Origin of the sequence: Amycolatopsis sp. cmx-4-83 (genome assembly GCF_046548815.1) — a bacterium.
GTDB lineage: Bacteria > Actinomycetota > Actinomycetes > Mycobacteriales > Pseudonocardiaceae > Amycolatopsis > Amycolatopsis pretoriensis_A.
On the sequence record NZ_JAEBEF010000008.1, the window covers coordinates 1 to 14,491 of the forward strand.

At 69.8% G+C, this 14,491-nt stretch carries 16 protein-coding genes, 3 pseudogenes and 1 riboswitch; of the genes and pseudogenes, 11 read left to right on the forward strand and 8 right to left on the reverse strand.

All coding sequences use genetic code 11. The annotated features are described in order from the left end of the window. The first annotated feature begins 172 nt into the window (after positions 1–172). Entirely contained in the window at positions 173–568 is a 396-nt protein-coding gene (locus ACLJQM_RS24390) for a transposase (protein WP_410632896.1), read from the forward strand. 7 nt (positions 569–575) lie between these two features. Then, positions 576–1,001: a transposase gene (locus tag ACLJQM_RS24395; RefSeq protein ID WP_410633251.1), complete on the forward strand. Its 426-nt coding sequence runs from the start codon at positions 576–578 to the stop codon at positions 999–1,001. 598 nt (positions 1,002–1,599) lie between these two features. Here the strand turns inward: ACLJQM_RS24395 and ACLJQM_RS24400 are convergent. Together ACLJQM_RS24400 and ACLJQM_RS24405 are read right to left on the reverse strand one after the other, a co-directional pair. Next, the gene (locus ACLJQM_RS24400; RefSeq protein WP_410632897.1) at positions 1,600–2,823 is read right to left on the reverse strand and encodes a DUF222 domain-containing protein; all 1,224 of its coding nucleotides are present in this window, start codon (positions 2,821–2,823) and stop codon (positions 1,600–1,602) included. Between the two features lie 165 nt (positions 2,824–2,988). Further along, entirely contained in the window at positions 2,989–3,600 is a 612-nt protein-coding gene (locus ACLJQM_RS24405; protein ID WP_247025150.1) for a GTP cyclohydrolase II, read from the reverse strand. 104 nt (positions 3,601–3,704) lie between these two features. On the opposite strand from ACLJQM_RS24405, the gene ACLJQM_RS24410 reads away from it, so the two are divergent. Next, on the forward strand, positions 3,705–4,337 hold the full coding sequence (locus ACLJQM_RS24410; protein WP_410632898.1) for a LysE family translocator: 633 nt from the start codon (positions 3,705–3,707) through the stop codon (positions 4,335–4,337). A gap of 2 nt (positions 4,338–4,339) precedes the next feature. Here the strand turns inward: ACLJQM_RS24410 and ACLJQM_RS24415 are convergent, their stop codons facing one another. Next, entirely contained in the window at positions 4,340–5,401 is a 1,062-nt protein-coding gene (locus ACLJQM_RS24415) for a cobalamin-independent methionine synthase II family protein (protein WP_410632899.1), read from the reverse strand. Positions 5,402–5,649: 248 nt separating this feature from the next. On the opposite strand from ACLJQM_RS24415, the gene ACLJQM_RS24420 reads away from it, so the two are divergent. From ACLJQM_RS24420 to ACLJQM_RS24430, 3 genes and pseudogenes are all read left to right on the forward strand, one after another. Beyond that, positions 5,650–5,913 carry a DUF3040 domain-containing protein gene (locus ACLJQM_RS24420; protein ID WP_360780330.1) on the forward strand — a complete coding sequence of 88 codons (264 nt, stop codon included), beginning with the start codon at positions 5,650–5,652 and terminating at the stop codon, positions 5,911–5,913. Between the two features lie 15 nt (positions 5,914–5,928). Then, a complete protein-coding gene (locus tag ACLJQM_RS24425; RefSeq protein WP_410632900.1) occupies positions 5,929–6,966 on the forward strand; it encodes a DNA polymerase IV in 1,038 nt (345 codons plus the stop codon). A 228-nt stretch (positions 6,967–7,194) separates the two neighbouring features. Next, positions 7,195–7,484: pseudogene (locus ACLJQM_RS24430) on the forward strand (IS481 family transposase); the annotation flags it as partial. Here the strand turns inward: ACLJQM_RS24430 and ACLJQM_RS24435 are convergent. Further along, positions 7,481–8,128 carry a TetR/AcrR family transcriptional regulator gene (locus ACLJQM_RS24435; RefSeq protein ID WP_247023886.1) on the reverse strand — a complete coding sequence of 216 codons (648 nt, stop codon included), beginning with the start codon at positions 8,126–8,128 and terminating at the stop codon, positions 7,481–7,483. The pseudogene ACLJQM_RS24430 and the gene ACLJQM_RS24435 overlap by 4 nt on opposite strands. Positions 8,129–8,216: 88 nt before the next feature. On the opposite strand from ACLJQM_RS24435, the gene ACLJQM_RS24440 reads away from it, so the two are divergent. The 5 genes from ACLJQM_RS24440 to ACLJQM_RS24460 all read left to right on the forward strand — a co-directional run bounded on the left by ACLJQM_RS24440 (position 8,217) and on the right by ACLJQM_RS24460 (position 12,240). Continuing rightward, on the forward strand, positions 8,217–9,107 hold the full coding sequence (locus ACLJQM_RS24440) for an AurF N-oxygenase family protein (protein ID WP_410632901.1): 891 nt from the start codon (positions 8,217–8,219) through the stop codon (positions 9,105–9,107). 57 nt (positions 9,108–9,164) lie between these two features. After that, positions 9,165–9,818, forward strand: coding sequence for a hypothetical protein (locus ACLJQM_RS24445; RefSeq protein ID WP_410632902.1), 654 nt, complete (start codon positions 9,165–9,167; stop codon positions 9,816–9,818). Next, positions 9,815–10,300 (forward strand): GNAT family N-acetyltransferase, encoded by a 486-nt coding sequence (locus ACLJQM_RS24450; protein WP_360780311.1) that lies wholly within the window; start codon positions 9,815–9,817, stop codon positions 10,298–10,300. The genes ACLJQM_RS24445 and ACLJQM_RS24450 overlap by 4 nt, the downstream gene beginning before the upstream one ends. Before the next feature lie 32 nt (positions 10,301–10,332). Continuing rightward, positions 10,333–10,409, forward strand: a riboswitch (S-adenosyl-L-homocysteine riboswitch). A gap of 94 nt (positions 10,410–10,503) precedes the next feature. Then, entirely contained in the window at positions 10,504–11,964 is a 1,461-nt protein-coding gene (gene ahcY / locus ACLJQM_RS24455; protein ID WP_410632903.1) for an adenosylhomocysteinase, read from the forward strand. A gap of 120 nt (positions 11,965–12,084) precedes the next feature. Next, on the forward strand, positions 12,085–12,240 hold the full coding sequence (locus ACLJQM_RS24460) for a hypothetical protein (RefSeq protein WP_086678182.1): 156 nt from the start codon (positions 12,085–12,087) through the stop codon (positions 12,238–12,240). Between the two features lie 66 nt (positions 12,241–12,306). On the opposite strand, the pseudogene ACLJQM_RS24465 reads toward ACLJQM_RS24460, so the two are convergent. The 4 genes and pseudogenes from ACLJQM_RS24465 to ACLJQM_RS24480 form a co-directional block, all read right to left on the reverse strand. Continuing rightward, positions 12,307–12,901 (reverse strand): annotated as a pseudogene (locus tag ACLJQM_RS24465) (cation transporter). Between the two features lie 21 nt (positions 12,902–12,922). Beyond that, a pseudogene (locus ACLJQM_RS24470) lies at positions 12,923–13,039 on the reverse strand (ArsR/SmtB family transcription factor); the annotation flags it as partial. A 224-nt stretch (positions 13,040–13,263) separates the two neighbouring features. Next, a complete protein-coding gene (locus tag ACLJQM_RS24475; protein ID WP_410632904.1) occupies positions 13,264–13,470 on the reverse strand; it encodes a hypothetical protein in 207 nt (68 codons plus the stop codon). Between the two features lie 75 nt (positions 13,471–13,545). Next, a complete protein-coding gene (locus ACLJQM_RS24480) occupies positions 13,546–14,430 on the reverse strand; it encodes a Ku protein (RefSeq protein ID WP_410632905.1) in 885 nt (294 codons plus the stop codon). Positions 14,431–14,491 lie beyond the last annotated feature (61 nt).

The following is a 14,491-nucleotide window of genomic DNA, read 5'->3' on the forward strand; positions in this document are numbered from 1 at the left end:
GTCGCCGACGCCGCCGACCACATCTGGGCCTGGTCCCGCTTCCGCCGTCGACGACAACACCAAGCTCGCCTCAGCCACTACAAACGACGAGGCTACCCACTCACCTAACTGCCGTTGCAGTACTAGGGCGTGTCTGACAAAGTTTCGGCTGACGGCTGGGATGCTCCGAGGTGTGTCGCGGTTTCAGTTGCTCTCGGATGCCCAGTGGGCGTTGATCGAGGACCTGCTTCCGGCCCGGACCGGTAAGCGCGGGCGCCCGTTCTCCGACGCGCGGGCGATGGTCGAGGGGATCATCTACCGGTATCGGTGCGGGATCGCGTGGCGAGACGTGCCGGCGGTGTTCGGTCCGTGGCAGACGATCTGGACCTGGCATCGCCGGATGGCCCGCGAGGGAACTTGGGACACCGTCCTGCAACGCCTGCTCACCGAAGCGGACGCTGCGGGCTTGGTGGATTGGTCGGTGTCGGTCGATTCCACGATCGCTCGGGCGCATCAGCACGCCACCAACATCACCCGCCCCACAGGGGGCTGGGTCGAACTACACGGAACTGCTGACCGAGCCGCCTGACCACGCCATCGGCCGCTCCCGCGGCGGCTGGAGCACCAAGGTGCACCACGTGGTCGACGGCAACGGCCGACCGTTGGTTGCACTGGTCGGTCCTGGTCAAGCTGGCGACGCGCCCATGTTTCCGCACCTGATGCGGCATCTGCGGATCCGTCGAGCTGGACGCGGCCGGGCCCGCACCCGACCCGACCGCGTCCGCGGCGACAAGGCCTACTCTTCGCGGGCGATCCGCGGACATCTGCGCGACCGCGGCATCACCGCCGTGATCCCCGAGCCGGCCGATCAGATCGGGCACCGCAAACGCCGCGGTTCCCGCGGCGGCCGCCCACCCGCCTTCGACCCGGTCGACTACCGCGGCCGCAACGTCGTCGAGCGATCAGCGATCGTCCTCCATGCCGTGATCACCTGGACCAAGGCATTGTCAGACACGACCTAGCCGGCGAGGCCTTTCTTCGGACGAGCAGCAGCTGCGGCCCGGACGGCGGAGTCGTGAGCGATGACAACAGCCCCGGCTGCGGACAACGCCTGACTGCGCTTTGGTCCAGCTGACGAGGGCGCGGAGCGTGGCGATAACCAACAGCTACGGCGGCGGACGCCCTACGGCTCGGAGCGGTGCACCATGGCAGGCAATCACTACGGCGACCCAACGCCCGGCTCATGGCCTGACAATGCCTCGGCCGGATAGCCAAGGAAAAACAGCGACAAGCAGCTGCGGAGGCGGGCTCAGCACCTGACTTCGTTCGGGCGATCAGTGCGTATGACGAGTGGGCACTGCGGCGGATGGGCGCCCGCCTGCGGTCCGAGCGATCAAGCGTGAAGCGGTGAACGAGCTGCGGTCGATGCCTTGGCCTGGATGATCCCGTAGACGAGGACGGGCTGCCACCACAGCAGCCGATCGCCCAGACGACGAGCAGACGCTGTGGCACGGCGTCGGTGGATGGATCCGCCGGAGCATCGGCGAATGGTCTTGCCGGCGCGAAGCGGGGCAGCGCATGGGTGTAGGCCCGGAGCCTGGCGGCTACGGGCCGATCCCATCAAGCCGCGAACGGCAGTGGCTGATGCAGGTTGTTGCGCCTGGGTTTTCGACGCTTGTCCAGGAACCGCGGGGGCAGGAACTCGGGGTGGCCGTCGGAGGCAAGGCGGACCTGCCAACCCGAGCGATGCATCAGACGGTGGTGATGCGCGCACAACAAGACCAGGTTCGCCAGGTCGGTGGGGCCGCCGTCGGCCCAGTGGCGGATGTGGTGACCCTGACAGTGCCGGGGCGGGCGGTGGCAGCCCGGGAACGCGCAACCTCGGTCACGCAGGAACAGGGCTCGGCGGAGGCCGGGTGAGATCAGGCGGCGGGCTCTACCCAAGTCCAGAGGTTCGCTGCTGGCGCCGAGGACCGTGGGGATCAGCTTGCAGTCGCAGGCGTGGATGCGGGCTTCAACCGCGGAGATCCGGCCGGTGTCGCCGAGGGTTGCGTGGCCGAGACCGGATCTCAGATCCGACAGGGATACCGCGACCATCACGTGGGCACGTTCACCAGCCTGCGTCGGCAGCTCCGGGGAGTTCAACGCCAGGTCGATCGCGTCGGAGAAGGCGTCGCCGTAACGTTCCTGCGGGGAACGGAAGTCTCCGCCATCCTCGGCAGTACGGCGTTCGGCCAAGGCATCAAGCAGGGCGCTCGCGCGGGCGCCGGTCTCGTCGTCGAACCGGCCAGACAGCTCCCAGATCCCGGTTCTTTTGCGGCGCAGCGACAGTTCCCGGGCCGGGGTGGCGGGTTCGGTGTCCTCGGGCTCGGCGCCGTCAGGATCGAGGTGGGCCAGGATCCGGGTGCCCAGGGCGGCGACTTGTTTGTGGCCCGCGTCGGCGGCGAAAGCCAGCAGGTCCTGTTCGGCGGAGTCGCGATGCTCGACAGGGATCCGAGACACAGCCTCGATGATGGTGTCGATCATCGGGGTGCTCAGGGAGCCCGTCAAAGCAGCGACGCCGGTAGCGGGGGCGACAGCGGCCGGGGAGTCGAGGGTGTGAGCAGAGGTGAGAGCCCGGGCTCGGGCCACGGTGCGCTGGGCAGCCGCGTGCGGAATGTCCGCGAGGTACTCAAGCAACCGGGCAACAGAGCGATAGCCGAACAGTTCCGTCACGCCACGCGACTCGATTTCCACCAGCAGAGTCCCGATTTTCGCCTCGGCAGACCGCACCACGGTGAGCAGTCCGCGGAGACGGTCGGCCAAGGCCTCCGCGTCCGTCTGCCACACCGCTTCTCTGTCCACACAACAAGATTACCCGACCATCGACCACATGTTCATCACTCGATCAGGTGGCGATGATCGTCGCGTCGGGAATCGGCGCTGCCGACCACCACAAAAACGCAACCACCACGAGCGCCGATTTCCCACGCCCCGGCGAAGCCGTATCAGTAAAGCCGAGAAAGGGTTTTAACTGGCAATCCCAGGCAAGCGCAGAGTGTGCCCAGTCTGCTCAGCCTTCGCCCGCAGGTACCGAACGTTGTTGTCAGTGGCGAAAACCCCAGTAGGCACCTGATCCCGCACACCAATCCCAGCAGCCCGCAACTGAGCAGCCTTGTCAGGGTTGTTGGAGAGCAGATCGACCTCCCCAGCCCCCAGCGCCTTGAGCATCTGCGCGGCAACGGCGTAGTCCCGAGCATCCTCAGGCAACCCGAGCGCGGCATTGGCGGCATAGGTGTCAAGACCGTCATCCTGCAGCGCATAGGCGTCGAGCTTGTTGTAGAGCCCGATCCCCCGCCCTTCCTGCCGCAGGTAGAGCAGGTAACCACCCGCAGCGGAGATCCGTTCGACAGCCTCAGCCAACTGCGGCCCGCAGTCACACCGAGCGGACCCGAACACGTCCCCGGTCAGACACTCGGAGTGCGGCCGGACGAGCGGAACCTCCCCCGGCGTACCGAGCACGAAGGCCAAGTGCTCCCCGCCGTCCGAGAGCCCCCGGAAGGTGACGGCTTCGGCGTCGACCTCGACGCCGCCGTGCAGGCGCAGCGGGATCCGCACCCGGGTCCGCACCTCGGCCGTCACGTCGTCGCCCCTGGATTCGCCCACAAGATCGACCCTACACGAAGTTCAAATTCGAACACCGGCATGCGGGAAAACCGGTGGCGGGGCGGTCGTAAGCTCGGGCCATGATCCCCGGCGCCACCGCGGCTTCCTTCCTCCTCGTCGTCATCCTGGGCGCGATGTCGCCCGGTCCGGACTTCATCGTGGTCACCCGGTCGTCCCTCACCGGGGGACGGCGGGCCGGGATCGCCGCCGGGTTCGGGATCGCGCTCGGGGTCTTCGCCTGGGTCGTCGCGATCGCGCTCGGGGTGGCCGCCGTGCTCACCGCGTCCGCCGTCGCCTTCACCGTCGTGAAACTGGTCGGGGCCGGCTACCTCGTCTTCCTCGGGGTCAAAGCCTGGCTGGCCGTCCGGCGCGGGGAGTACCGGGACCTCGGGGCGGACGCGGACGTAGAGCCGCTCAAGGCGGCCGCCGCCTTCCGGCAGGGGTTGTTCACCAACCTGCTCAACCCCAAGGTCGCCGTCTACTTCCTCGCCCTGCTCCCCCAGTTCCTCCCCGCCGACGGCTCGACCCTGCAGACCCTCGAACTCGCCGCCATCGCGACCGCCGGCACCGTCTTGTGGTTCGTCACGCTCGCCGTGGTCGTCGGGGCGCTCAAGAAGGTCTTCCGCAACGGCCGGGTCCGGCGTGGGCTCGACGCCGTCCTCGGCAGCCTGCTCGTCGGGCTCGGCCTCAAGGTCGCCGCCACGACGGCGTGAGCTCAGCCGAGCTTCTCGGCCGCCAGGCGGGTGCCTTCGACCCGCGCCTTGATCTTCGCGAACGCGAGGTCGCGCGAAGTCGACGTGTCGTCCGCGAACGGCGAGAACCCGCAGTCGTCGCACGTCCCCAGCCGGTCGACCGGAAGGTACCGGGCCGCCCGCAGCACCCGGTCGCGGACCTCCTCCGGGGTCTCCACGCGCGGGTCGATCGGGTCGATGACGCCGACGAACACCCGCTGGTCCGCCTTCAGGTTCTCGGCGATGATCCCGAGCGCGCGGTCCGGGTCGGGCTCGCTGGCCAGCTGGACGAAGAAGCGCCCGGCCTTGAGGTCGAACAGCGCCGGCAGCAGGCCCGCGTAGTCGACGTCGAGGCTGTGCACCGAGTCCAGGTCACCGCCCGGGCAGGTGTGGACGCCGATCTTCGCGCGCTCCTCCGCCGTGAAGCGGTCGAGGACCGCGTTGTTCAGGTCGACGAACTGGCGCAGCAGGCCACCGGACGGGTCCAGCTTCAGCGAAAGCCGGCCCTCGGTGAAGTCGATCTGGACGCTGTCCGCGCCCGCGTCGAGGCTGCGCCGGATGTCCGCCTCGGCCTCGTTCACCAGGTCGGCGACGAACTGCTCCTGCGAGTACCCCTCGATGCCGTCGGCCGGGTAGATCAGCGAAAGCGCGGACGCGGCGATCACCGCCTGCTTGACCGGCTTGGCCGTGACCGCCTTCGCGCGCGTCAGGTACTCGTCCGCGTGGGTCGCGTAGCGGAACGGGCCCGCGGTCAGCCGCGGCAGCTGGCGGGTGTGGCCGTCGGCGAACGGGATGACGACGCCGTCCGGGGCCAGCGCGGTGAGCCCGGCCAGCGGGTACGTCGCGAAGCTCGGCTTCCCCTGCTCGCCGTCGGTCAGCACCGGGGACCCGGTCTCCTCGAACCGGCTGATCGTGTCGGCCAGCGCCCGGCTCTCCAGCTCGGCGAGCGCGGCGGCGTCGATCCGCCCGGCGGCGAACTCGCCGAGGCCTTCGACGAGGTACGCCGGGCGGGGGATGCTGCCGATCGGTTCGGTGGGCAGGGTCATCGAGGTCCTCCAGCTGCTCGAAGGTGCAGGCGCGCGAAGAGGACACAACGGCCCCCATCCGTCACCCGGGCCGTCACCGGCCACGTTCGAAAGGCAACTTAACGTGCTCGCGGGCGGTCACGGAGCGCGGATCACCCGGTCGGAGCAGCAAAAAGCACGAAATCAGAAGACGTTCGGCGGTTCGTTCGGAGGACGATTGGGTATTCGCTCTGGCGACACGGCGGGTTCGGCGCCGAAGGAGTACCCCGATGCTCAGTCACCACGATCGCACCGAGCTCGAGAAGATCGAGCGCAGTCTCGAGCTCAGCGACCCCGATCTGGCCACCGCGCTGCGCGACGGCAAGCGGCCGAAGTCGCGCGCGCTCCGGAGCACCCTCCTGATCTTCTTCGACGTCGTCGCCGTGACGCTGCTGGTCGTGGGGCTGGTCCTGCCCGACCCCGGGGTGACGCTGTGCGGGATCATCGCGCTCACCGGCACCGTCTGGACCCACGTGGCGCGGCACCGGGTCTGAGGCGAGACTGGGCCCGTGAAGTGGGTCCTGCACGTCGACCTCGACCAGTTCATCGCCGCGGTCGAGGTCGCCCGCCACCCGGAGCTCGCGGGCAAGCCCGTCGTCGTCGGGGGCAACGGCGACCCCACCGAACGCGCCGTCGTCGCGACCGCTTCGTACGAAGCCCGCGAGTTCGGCATCCAGTCCGGCATGCCGCTGCGGCTCGCGGCGAAGCGCTGCCCGGACGCCGTCTTCCTGCCCAGTGACCCGGACGCCTACCTCGAGGTGTCGGCGCGGGTGATGGCGGTGCTGCGGGAGTTCCCGGTCGTCGTGCAGGTGCTGGGCTGGGACGAGGCGTTCCTCGGCGCGGAAGCCGACGACCCCGAGGCGCTCGCGGCCGAGCTGAAGGCCGCCGTGGCCCGCGAGACCGGGCTGTCGTGCGCGGTCGGGATCGGCGACAACAAGCTGCGGGCCAAGCTCGCCACCGGGTTCGGCAAGCCGGGCGGGATCTACCGGCTGACGCAGGAGAACTGGTGGGCCGTGATGGCCGGGCGCCCGACCGACGCGCTATGGGGCATCGGCGGCAAGACGGCGAAGAAGCTGGCCGAGCTGGGCATCGAGACCGTCCTCGACCTGGCGGGCGCGGACGCGGCGGCGCTGGCCGCGCGGTTCGGCCCGAAGACCGGGCCGTGGCTGCGGCTGCTCGGCGGCGGCATCAGCGACGCGGACGTCAGCGCGACCCCGTACGTCGCGCGCTCCCGCAGCCGCGAGACGACGTTCCAGCGCGACCTCACCGACCCGGCCGAGATGGCGGCGGAGGTCTCGGCGCTGGCGAAGCGGGTCACCCAGGACGTCCTGGAGGAGGGCCGCCCGGCGGCGCGGATCGCGGTCAAGGTGCGGTTCGTGCCGTTCCTGACCCACACGCACAGCATCACGTTGCCGGAGCCGACGTCGGACGCGGCGGAGATCGACCGGGCGGCGCGCGAGGTCCTGGGGATGTTCGAGCTGACCCGGGCGGTGCGGCTGCTGGGGGTGCGGGCCGAGTTCGTCCGGGAGGACGAGGACCAGTTGTGAAGGCCTCCAGAGGCGAAGTGGAGCTGTTGAGGAACCGCTTCACCCACCGGAGGCCTTCGTGTCGTCGAGCAGGGCTGGACCTGCACAGCGGCGGCGAAGATGTTCATGGTCACCGCCGAAACCGCCCGCAAATGGGCCGACCGCTACCGCACCGAAGGCGTGACCGGGATGACCGACCGCGGCAACCGCCTGTCCCGCATCGACGTCACCAAGTTCGGCACCATCCCCGACGAGAAAGCCAACACCGCCGTCGGTGTCCTCCACCGCGCGCTCACCTGATTCGCCGACCACGGCGTCACCGTCGACGCGTGTTATCGGACAACGGCGCCTGCTCCCCGGCCTGGCGCGAGGCCTGCACCGAGCTGGGCACCACCCCGAAACGAACCCGGCCGTACCGGCCACAGACCAACAGCAAGATCGAGCGCTTCCACCACACCCTGGCCGGGGCCGGGCCTACGCCCGCTTCCCGCAAGCCACCCATCACCCGGCTGACCAACCTCCCCGGACAGAAAACCTAGAACTCCTCCGGCAGCGGCAACGGCCGGTCCGGGTCCACTTCCACCCCGCCGGCCCTCAGCGTGTGGTCGAGCATCGCCCAGATCGTGCCCGTCAGCTGGTCCGTCAGCTGCGCCAAGCTCAACGTGCCCGGGTGGTCGAGCCACCGGGTCGTCGCCGACTCGACGTAGCCGACCAGGCCGAACGCGATCGTGTCCGCCGGGGCCGGGTCGAGGCCGAACGCCGTCAGGTAGCCCGAGAACAGGCCGCTGAGGTGGCGGGCGATCGTGCCGCGGACGTCCGTCGTGCCCGGGCCGGTGCGCAGCAGGTAGCGGTGCAGGTGGACGTGTTCGGTGAGCCAGCGCAGGTGGGTGGAGATGACCGCCGAGATCATCTCGTTCGGCGAGCCCGACGGGTGCCACAGCGGGGCGAGCTCGGCCGTCACCAGCTCGGCCGCACGCTCGGCGATCGCGCGCTGGAGGTCGGCCGCGTCGGCGAAGTGGCGGTAGAGCCGGGTGCGGGCCACGCCGGCGCGCTCGGCGATCTGCTCCGTCGAGACCTCCGGGCCGTGCTCGGCGATGGCCGCCAGCGCCGCGTCGACGAACTCCGCGCGCCGCCGTTCCTGCTGGCCCGCCCAGCGCGCCGCCCGTCCGTCGACCTTGGTCACCCGGGAAGCCTACTCAAGTCCCGCGCGCCGGTGTACGCTCGCCGAAGTAACTAGTACATCGCGTACCCCCTACTTTCCGGAGGCCGCCATGGGCGTCGAGGCCCAGGACCGGGACGTCACCGCGGCTCGTCTGCTCAAGAGCTCCGCGAAGAACTCCTACGACCCCTACGTCGACATCGACTGGGCTGCGCCGCTCGCCGAGGGCAAGGCCTACATGCCGCTCGAGCGCGTCTCCCTCTACGGCACCGAGCTGTGGGCGAGGCTGACGCCGGAGCAGCGGATCGAGCTGTCCAAGCACGAGATCGCCAGCATCATGAGCGTCGGCCTGTGGTTCGAGATCGTCCTCATGCAGCTGCTCGCCCGGTACGTCTTCGACCTGGACGCGCGCAGCGAGCACGCGCAGTACGCGATGACCGAGATCGGCGACGAGACCCGGCACTCGGTGATGTTCGCCCGCACCGCCGAGCGGCTCGGCGTCCCGCGCTACGGCGTCCCGAAGGTGGTGCACCGCGCGGCCAAGGTGTTCGGCGCGACGGCGGCCGGCCCGTCGATGTTCGCCAGCGTGCTCGTCGCGGAGGAGACCACCGACCGGCTGCAGCGCTCGATGATGGACGACGACGGCATCCAGCCGCTGATCCGCTCGGTCAACCGCATCCACGTCGTCGAGGAGGCGCGGCACGTCCGCTTCGCCAAGGAAGAGGTGCTGCGGGAGACGCCGAAGCTGTCGAAGGCGAGCCTGCAGCGGCACCGGGTGCGGACCGCGCTCGTCGCGTTCGGCGTCATCGACAGCATGGTCGACCCGCGGATCTACCGCAGCGTCGGGATCGACCCGCGCGAGGGCCGGGCCGCGGCGCTCGCGAACCCGCACTTCCACGAAACGCGCCGCTGGATGGCCGAGAAGATCGTGCCGTTCCTGCGCGACGCGGGGCTGATCGGCGGCCGGTCGGAAGGCATCTGGCGGCGCGCGCATCTCGTTTGAGGCACTGACGGCGGAATTCCCTTCGCACCGATTGCCCGGTTCCGCCACGATGCCCGGGTGACCGCTGAGATCCCCGCCGCCCCGGCGCCGCCGCGGCGCTCGCCGTTCGCCCACCCCGTGTTCGCCGGCCTGATCGGGGTCATCGTCGGCGCGGTGCTGGTCGGCGTGCCGTGGCTGGCGCTGACCCTGCTCGGCGGGCCGAGCGGGCGCGCGCTGAGCGTGCCCTCGAGCCTGGGCGGGCTCGGCCGCACCCAGGACACGCTCGCGAAGTTCGACGTGGAGAAGAGCAAGGTCCAGGTCGCCCGCGTCGACAAAGCCGACCGGGAAACGGCCGCCCGGACGTCGGCGGCCTACGGCGGCGCGGGCGCGGTGGTGCAGCAGTACCAGGACGACCGGCTGGAACGCAGCTTCCAGCTGATCGCGGTGCGCGCGGGGTCGCCGGAACTGGTGGCGCCGTACGAGGACGCCGAGGAACTCGGCCTGGCCGCCCCGAGCACCGAACTGGTGCGCGTCGGCGCCGTGCAGTGCCTGGTCCACAACGACGCCGCGGCCGCGGGCTCGACGCCGGACCCCGACCGATCGTTCGTCACCCAGTGCCAGCGCAGCGGCCCGGACCTGACCGTCACGCTGCGCAGCATCTCGGCCGAGGGCAACCGCGACCCCCGCGAGCTGGCCGGGATCGTCGAAGAAGCCTGGAAGGAACTTTCGTGACGACCACCGTCCGGCCGGCCCGCGCCGGCGACGAAGCCGCGCTCGCCAAGATCGACGAGCGCACGTGGGACTCCACGGTGTCCCCCGCTCCCCCGCCGCCGCCCGGCACGCCGTTCTTCGACGAGGGCTCGCGGCCGGAGGACTTCCTCGTCGCCGAGCACGACGACGTCGTCGCCGGGTACGTCCGGCTCGCCGAAGGGTTCGGCATCCCGGCCCACGCGCACGTGCTGGTGGTCGGCGGGCTCGCCGTCGACCCGGACCGCCAAGGCCTCGGCATCGCGGGACGGCTGGTGGACGCGGCCGCGGCGGAGGCGCGCCGGCGCGGGGCCCGCAAGCTGACGCTGCGCGTGCTGGGTCACAACGCCGCCGCCCGCCGGGTCTACGAGCGGTCCGGGTTCGTCGTGGAAGGCGTGCTGCGCGGGGAATTCCGCATCGACGGCACCGACGTCGACGACGTTCTCATGGCCCTTTCGCTCGCTTGACAGCTTCCCGGCGGCTTTGCCATCCTGGGTCCCGGGCCGAGAGGCGCTGCGACGGAACTCTTTCCGCCACGCTCGGCCCGCGACACGCATCCAAGGGCGCCTCCCGCGAGGGAGGTGCCTTTTTTGGTGTCACAGCCGTCCGTCGTCACCCCGGTGAGTCCTCCCGCGCGCTCCGCAACCAGCCTCAGGAAAGAGCTCGAGGAATGAGTGACAAACTCGCACGCCGCAACGGTCTCGACTTCGCCGTCGCCGACCTCTCCCTCGCCGAAGCCGGCCGCACGCAGTTGCGCCTGGCCGAGCACGAGATGCCCGGCTTGATGGCGATCCGCCGCGAGTACGCCGCCAGCCAGCCGCTCAAGGGCGCGCGCGTCGCCGGGTCGCTGCACATGACGGTGCAGACCGCCGTGCTGATCGAGACACTGGTCGCGCTCGGCGCCGAGGTGCGCTGGGTGTCCTGCAACATCTTCTCCACCCAGGACGAGGCCGCCGCGGCCGTCGTCGTCGGCCCCGAGGGCACGGTCGACGCGCCGTCGGGCACCCCGGTGTTCGCGTGGAAGGGCGAGACGCTCGAAGAGTACTGGTGGTGCACCGACCAGCTCTTCGCCTTCGCCGGCGGGAAGGCCCCGAACATGATCCTCGACGACGGCGGCGACGCCACCCTGCTCGTGCACAAGGGCGTCGAGTTCGAAGCCGCGGGCGCCGTCCCGCAACCGTCCGAAGAGGACCCGGAGGAGTACCGGATCGTCCTGGAAACCCTTCGCACGAGCCTGGCCGCCGACGGCGACCGCTTCACCCGGATGGCCAAGGAGATCCGCGGCGTCACCGAGGAGACGACCAACGGCGTCAAGCGGCTCTACAAGCTCGCCAAGGACGGCGAGCTGCTCTTCCCCGCGATGAACGTCAACGACTCCGTGACGAAGTCCAAGTTCGACAACAAGTACGGCATCCGGCACTCCCTTGTGGACGGCCTGAACCGGGCCACCGACGTGATGATCGGCGGCAAGCGCGTCGTCGTCTGCGGCTACGGCGACGTCGGCAAGGGCGCGGTCGAGGCGCTGCGCGGCCAGGGCGCCCGGGTCTCGGTCACCGAGATCGACCCGATCTGCGCGCTCCAGGCGTCGATGGACGGGCTCGACGTCGTCGAGCTCGACGACGTGGTCGCCACCGGGGACATCTTCATCACCACCACCGGCAACTTCGGCATCATCTCCGCGGACCAGATGAGCCGGATGAAGCACAACGCGATCGTCGCCAACGTCGGGCACTTCGACAACGAGATCGACATGGCCGGGCTGGCGAAGCTGCCGGGCATCGTCAAGAACGAGATCAAGCCGCAGGTGCACGAGTGGACCTTCGCGGACGGCCACGCGATCATCGTGCTCTCCGAAGGCCGCCTGATGAACCTCGGCAACGCGACCGGTCACCCGTCGTTCGTGATGTCGAACTCGTTCACCAACCAGGCGATCGCGCAGATCGAGCTGTTCGCCAAGCCCGGCGAGTACACCACCGACGTCCACCGGCTGCCGAAGCACCTCGACGAGAAGGTGGCCCGCCTGCACCTCGACGCACTCGGTGTGAAACTCACCAAGCTCACGAAGGAGCAGGCGGAATACATCGGGGTCGACGCCGAAGGTCCGTACAAGCTCGATCACTACCGGTACTGATCCGAGATTGCTCCGTTTGACGCAGTTTGCCGAAGCGCGAAAGTGGCCATCCTCCCCGTGACAGCGCATCCGCCCGGCCGGCATGCCGGACGGAACCCATGCGAAGGAGTGTGTGTCAAAGTGATCGTTCTCGGTGTAATTCTCCTGATCATCGGGTTCATCGTGGGTATCCCGGTGCTTTACACCATCGGCATCATCCTCGCGGTGGCCGGCGTGGCACTGGCCATCCTGGGCGGCACCGGCCGCCGGATCGGTGGACGTGCGCACTGGTACTGATGAATGAACGGCCCGCGGCCTGGCGCGTCAGCAGCAATGCTGACCGCGCCAGGCCGTTCGGCCTTCTCACACCGCCACCACGGCGATCGCGAGCCCGACCGCCGGATCGGCCCACCACCAGCCGAACAGGGCGCTGAGCAGCAACCCCGCCAGCAGCACCGCGGAAAGGTAAGCGCAGAGCAAAGTCTGCCGCGAATCCGCGACCGCGCCGGCCGACCCCAGCTCCCGCTCGGCCCGGCGCTGCGCCGCGGACAGGGCGGGCATCGCGGCGAGCGAAACCGCCGCGAGCACGATTCCCGTGCGTGAGTTTCCGGGGCGGCACCGCCGAAGAATGTGCCGGCGGCCTCGACCATGACGTAACCCGCGGGCGCGAAAAACGACCGGGCGATCATTTCAGCGCCTGCCGTTCGCGCTTTTCCGGGTCCTCACCGGAAAACTGCCAGGAGACCGCGGCCGCGGAGGCGACTTCGATCAAGGAATCGAGCCCGAAGCCGATCAAAGCGCCCGAGGAAGCCGCGCTCCCGGCGGTCGAAGCGACGACCGCCTCGACGACGTTGTAGGTGATGGCCGCCGCCACGAGCCACCGGACCCGGCGCACCAGCACCGCCCGGCGGTCCGGCGCCACCGCGAGCGGCGCGCAGCACCCGCCGGCGCACGTCATGCCGGCTCGCCTTCGTCCCGCGGAGACGTTCGACCGGCTCAGCCCAAGTTCGGCCGCCAGCCGGCCCGGGTAGGCAGGACCGTCGAGCAGCGCCGCCAGGATCCGGCAGCGGGTCGGGTCGGACAGCGCGCGCCCGATCCAGGCGAGTGCCGCTTCCCGCGTCTCAAAATAAGGGGGTCCTCCGGCTCCGAGGGGGAGGGAGAGCCGAAGGACCCCGTTAGTGTTAGCACATCGCCAAGCCCGTGTACACAGCTGCATACACGATCGTGTTACCGCTTTGACACTGTCCTAACGCCACGAAGGCCTCCCCGGCCGGTGCGTGGCACCCGGCGGGAAGGCCTTCGCGGATCCTGGCGGGAGGCTCAGGAAGCTCGGCGCAGCAACGACTTCTCCGGCGCGGCGGCGCAGGCGCAGCCGCCGGGGGCCGGGCAGTCGACGATCAGCGCGTGCCGCACCCGATCGGGGTCCGCGCACGCGGTGTCGGCGCACTCGGCGAACCCGCGTTCCGGGTGCACCACCAGCGTGCCGTGGCAGTGGTCGATCCGGGCCTCACACGAAGCACACTCCATGAGTCCTTGGTACCACCGGGAAGCGGGCGGGCCCGGGACCGGGACGGCGTGTCGGCGCGATCACCCGTCCGGGGCTCACGCGGACTTCGGCGCCCGCTTCCGCGCGGCTGGCTTCTTCTTCGCCGCCGGCTTCGCGTCCTCATCGGACGCCTCCGAAGTGGACGTGTCCGAAGCGGACTCGCGCGACTTCTTCGCCGCGTCGACGCTGGCCTGCAGCGCCGCCATCAGGTCGACGACGTCCGCCTTCGCGGTGACCGCGGCGGGCTTGGTCGTCTCCTCCCCCGCGACCTTGGCCTCGATCATCTCCTCGAGGGCCTCGCGGTAGTGGTCGTGGTACTTCTCCGGCTCGAACACCGGCTCGGCCAGCGAGTCGATCAGCGAGCCGGCCATGGACAGCTCCTGCGGGCGGATCTGCGGCGGGTCGTCGCGCAGGAACGGGAAGTCGGGTTCGCGGACCTCGTCCGGCCAGAGCATCGTCGTCATCACCAGCACGTCGGCGTGCACCCGCAGCACCGCCATGCTCTCCCGCTGCCGGACCGCGACCTTCGCGACGGCCACCTGGCTCGACTTGTGCAGCGCGTCCCGCAGCACGACGTACGGCTTCACCGCGTTCTTCTGCGGCTCCAGGTAGTAGGTCCGGTCGTACTGGATCGGGTCGATCGACTCCAGCGGCACGAACTCCAGGACGTCGATCGTGCGCTGCGAGGACAGCGGCAGCTCGGCCATCTCGGCGTCGGTGATCACGACCATCTCGCCGTCGGGCAGCTCGTAGCCCTTGGCGATCTCCGGGTACGGGACCTCGGCGCCGTCGATCGTGCAGAACCGCTTGTACTGGATGCGGCCGCCGTCGGCCTCGTGCACCTGGCGGAGCGAGACGTTCTTGTTCTCGGTGGCCGCGTACAGCTGGATCGGGATGCTGACCAGCCCGAACGACACCGAGCCCTTCCACATCGCCCGCATGCCACGTACCTCCGAGATCGTCTTCACGCTCGGTAGTTACCGTAGCCCGAATCGTCCCCCG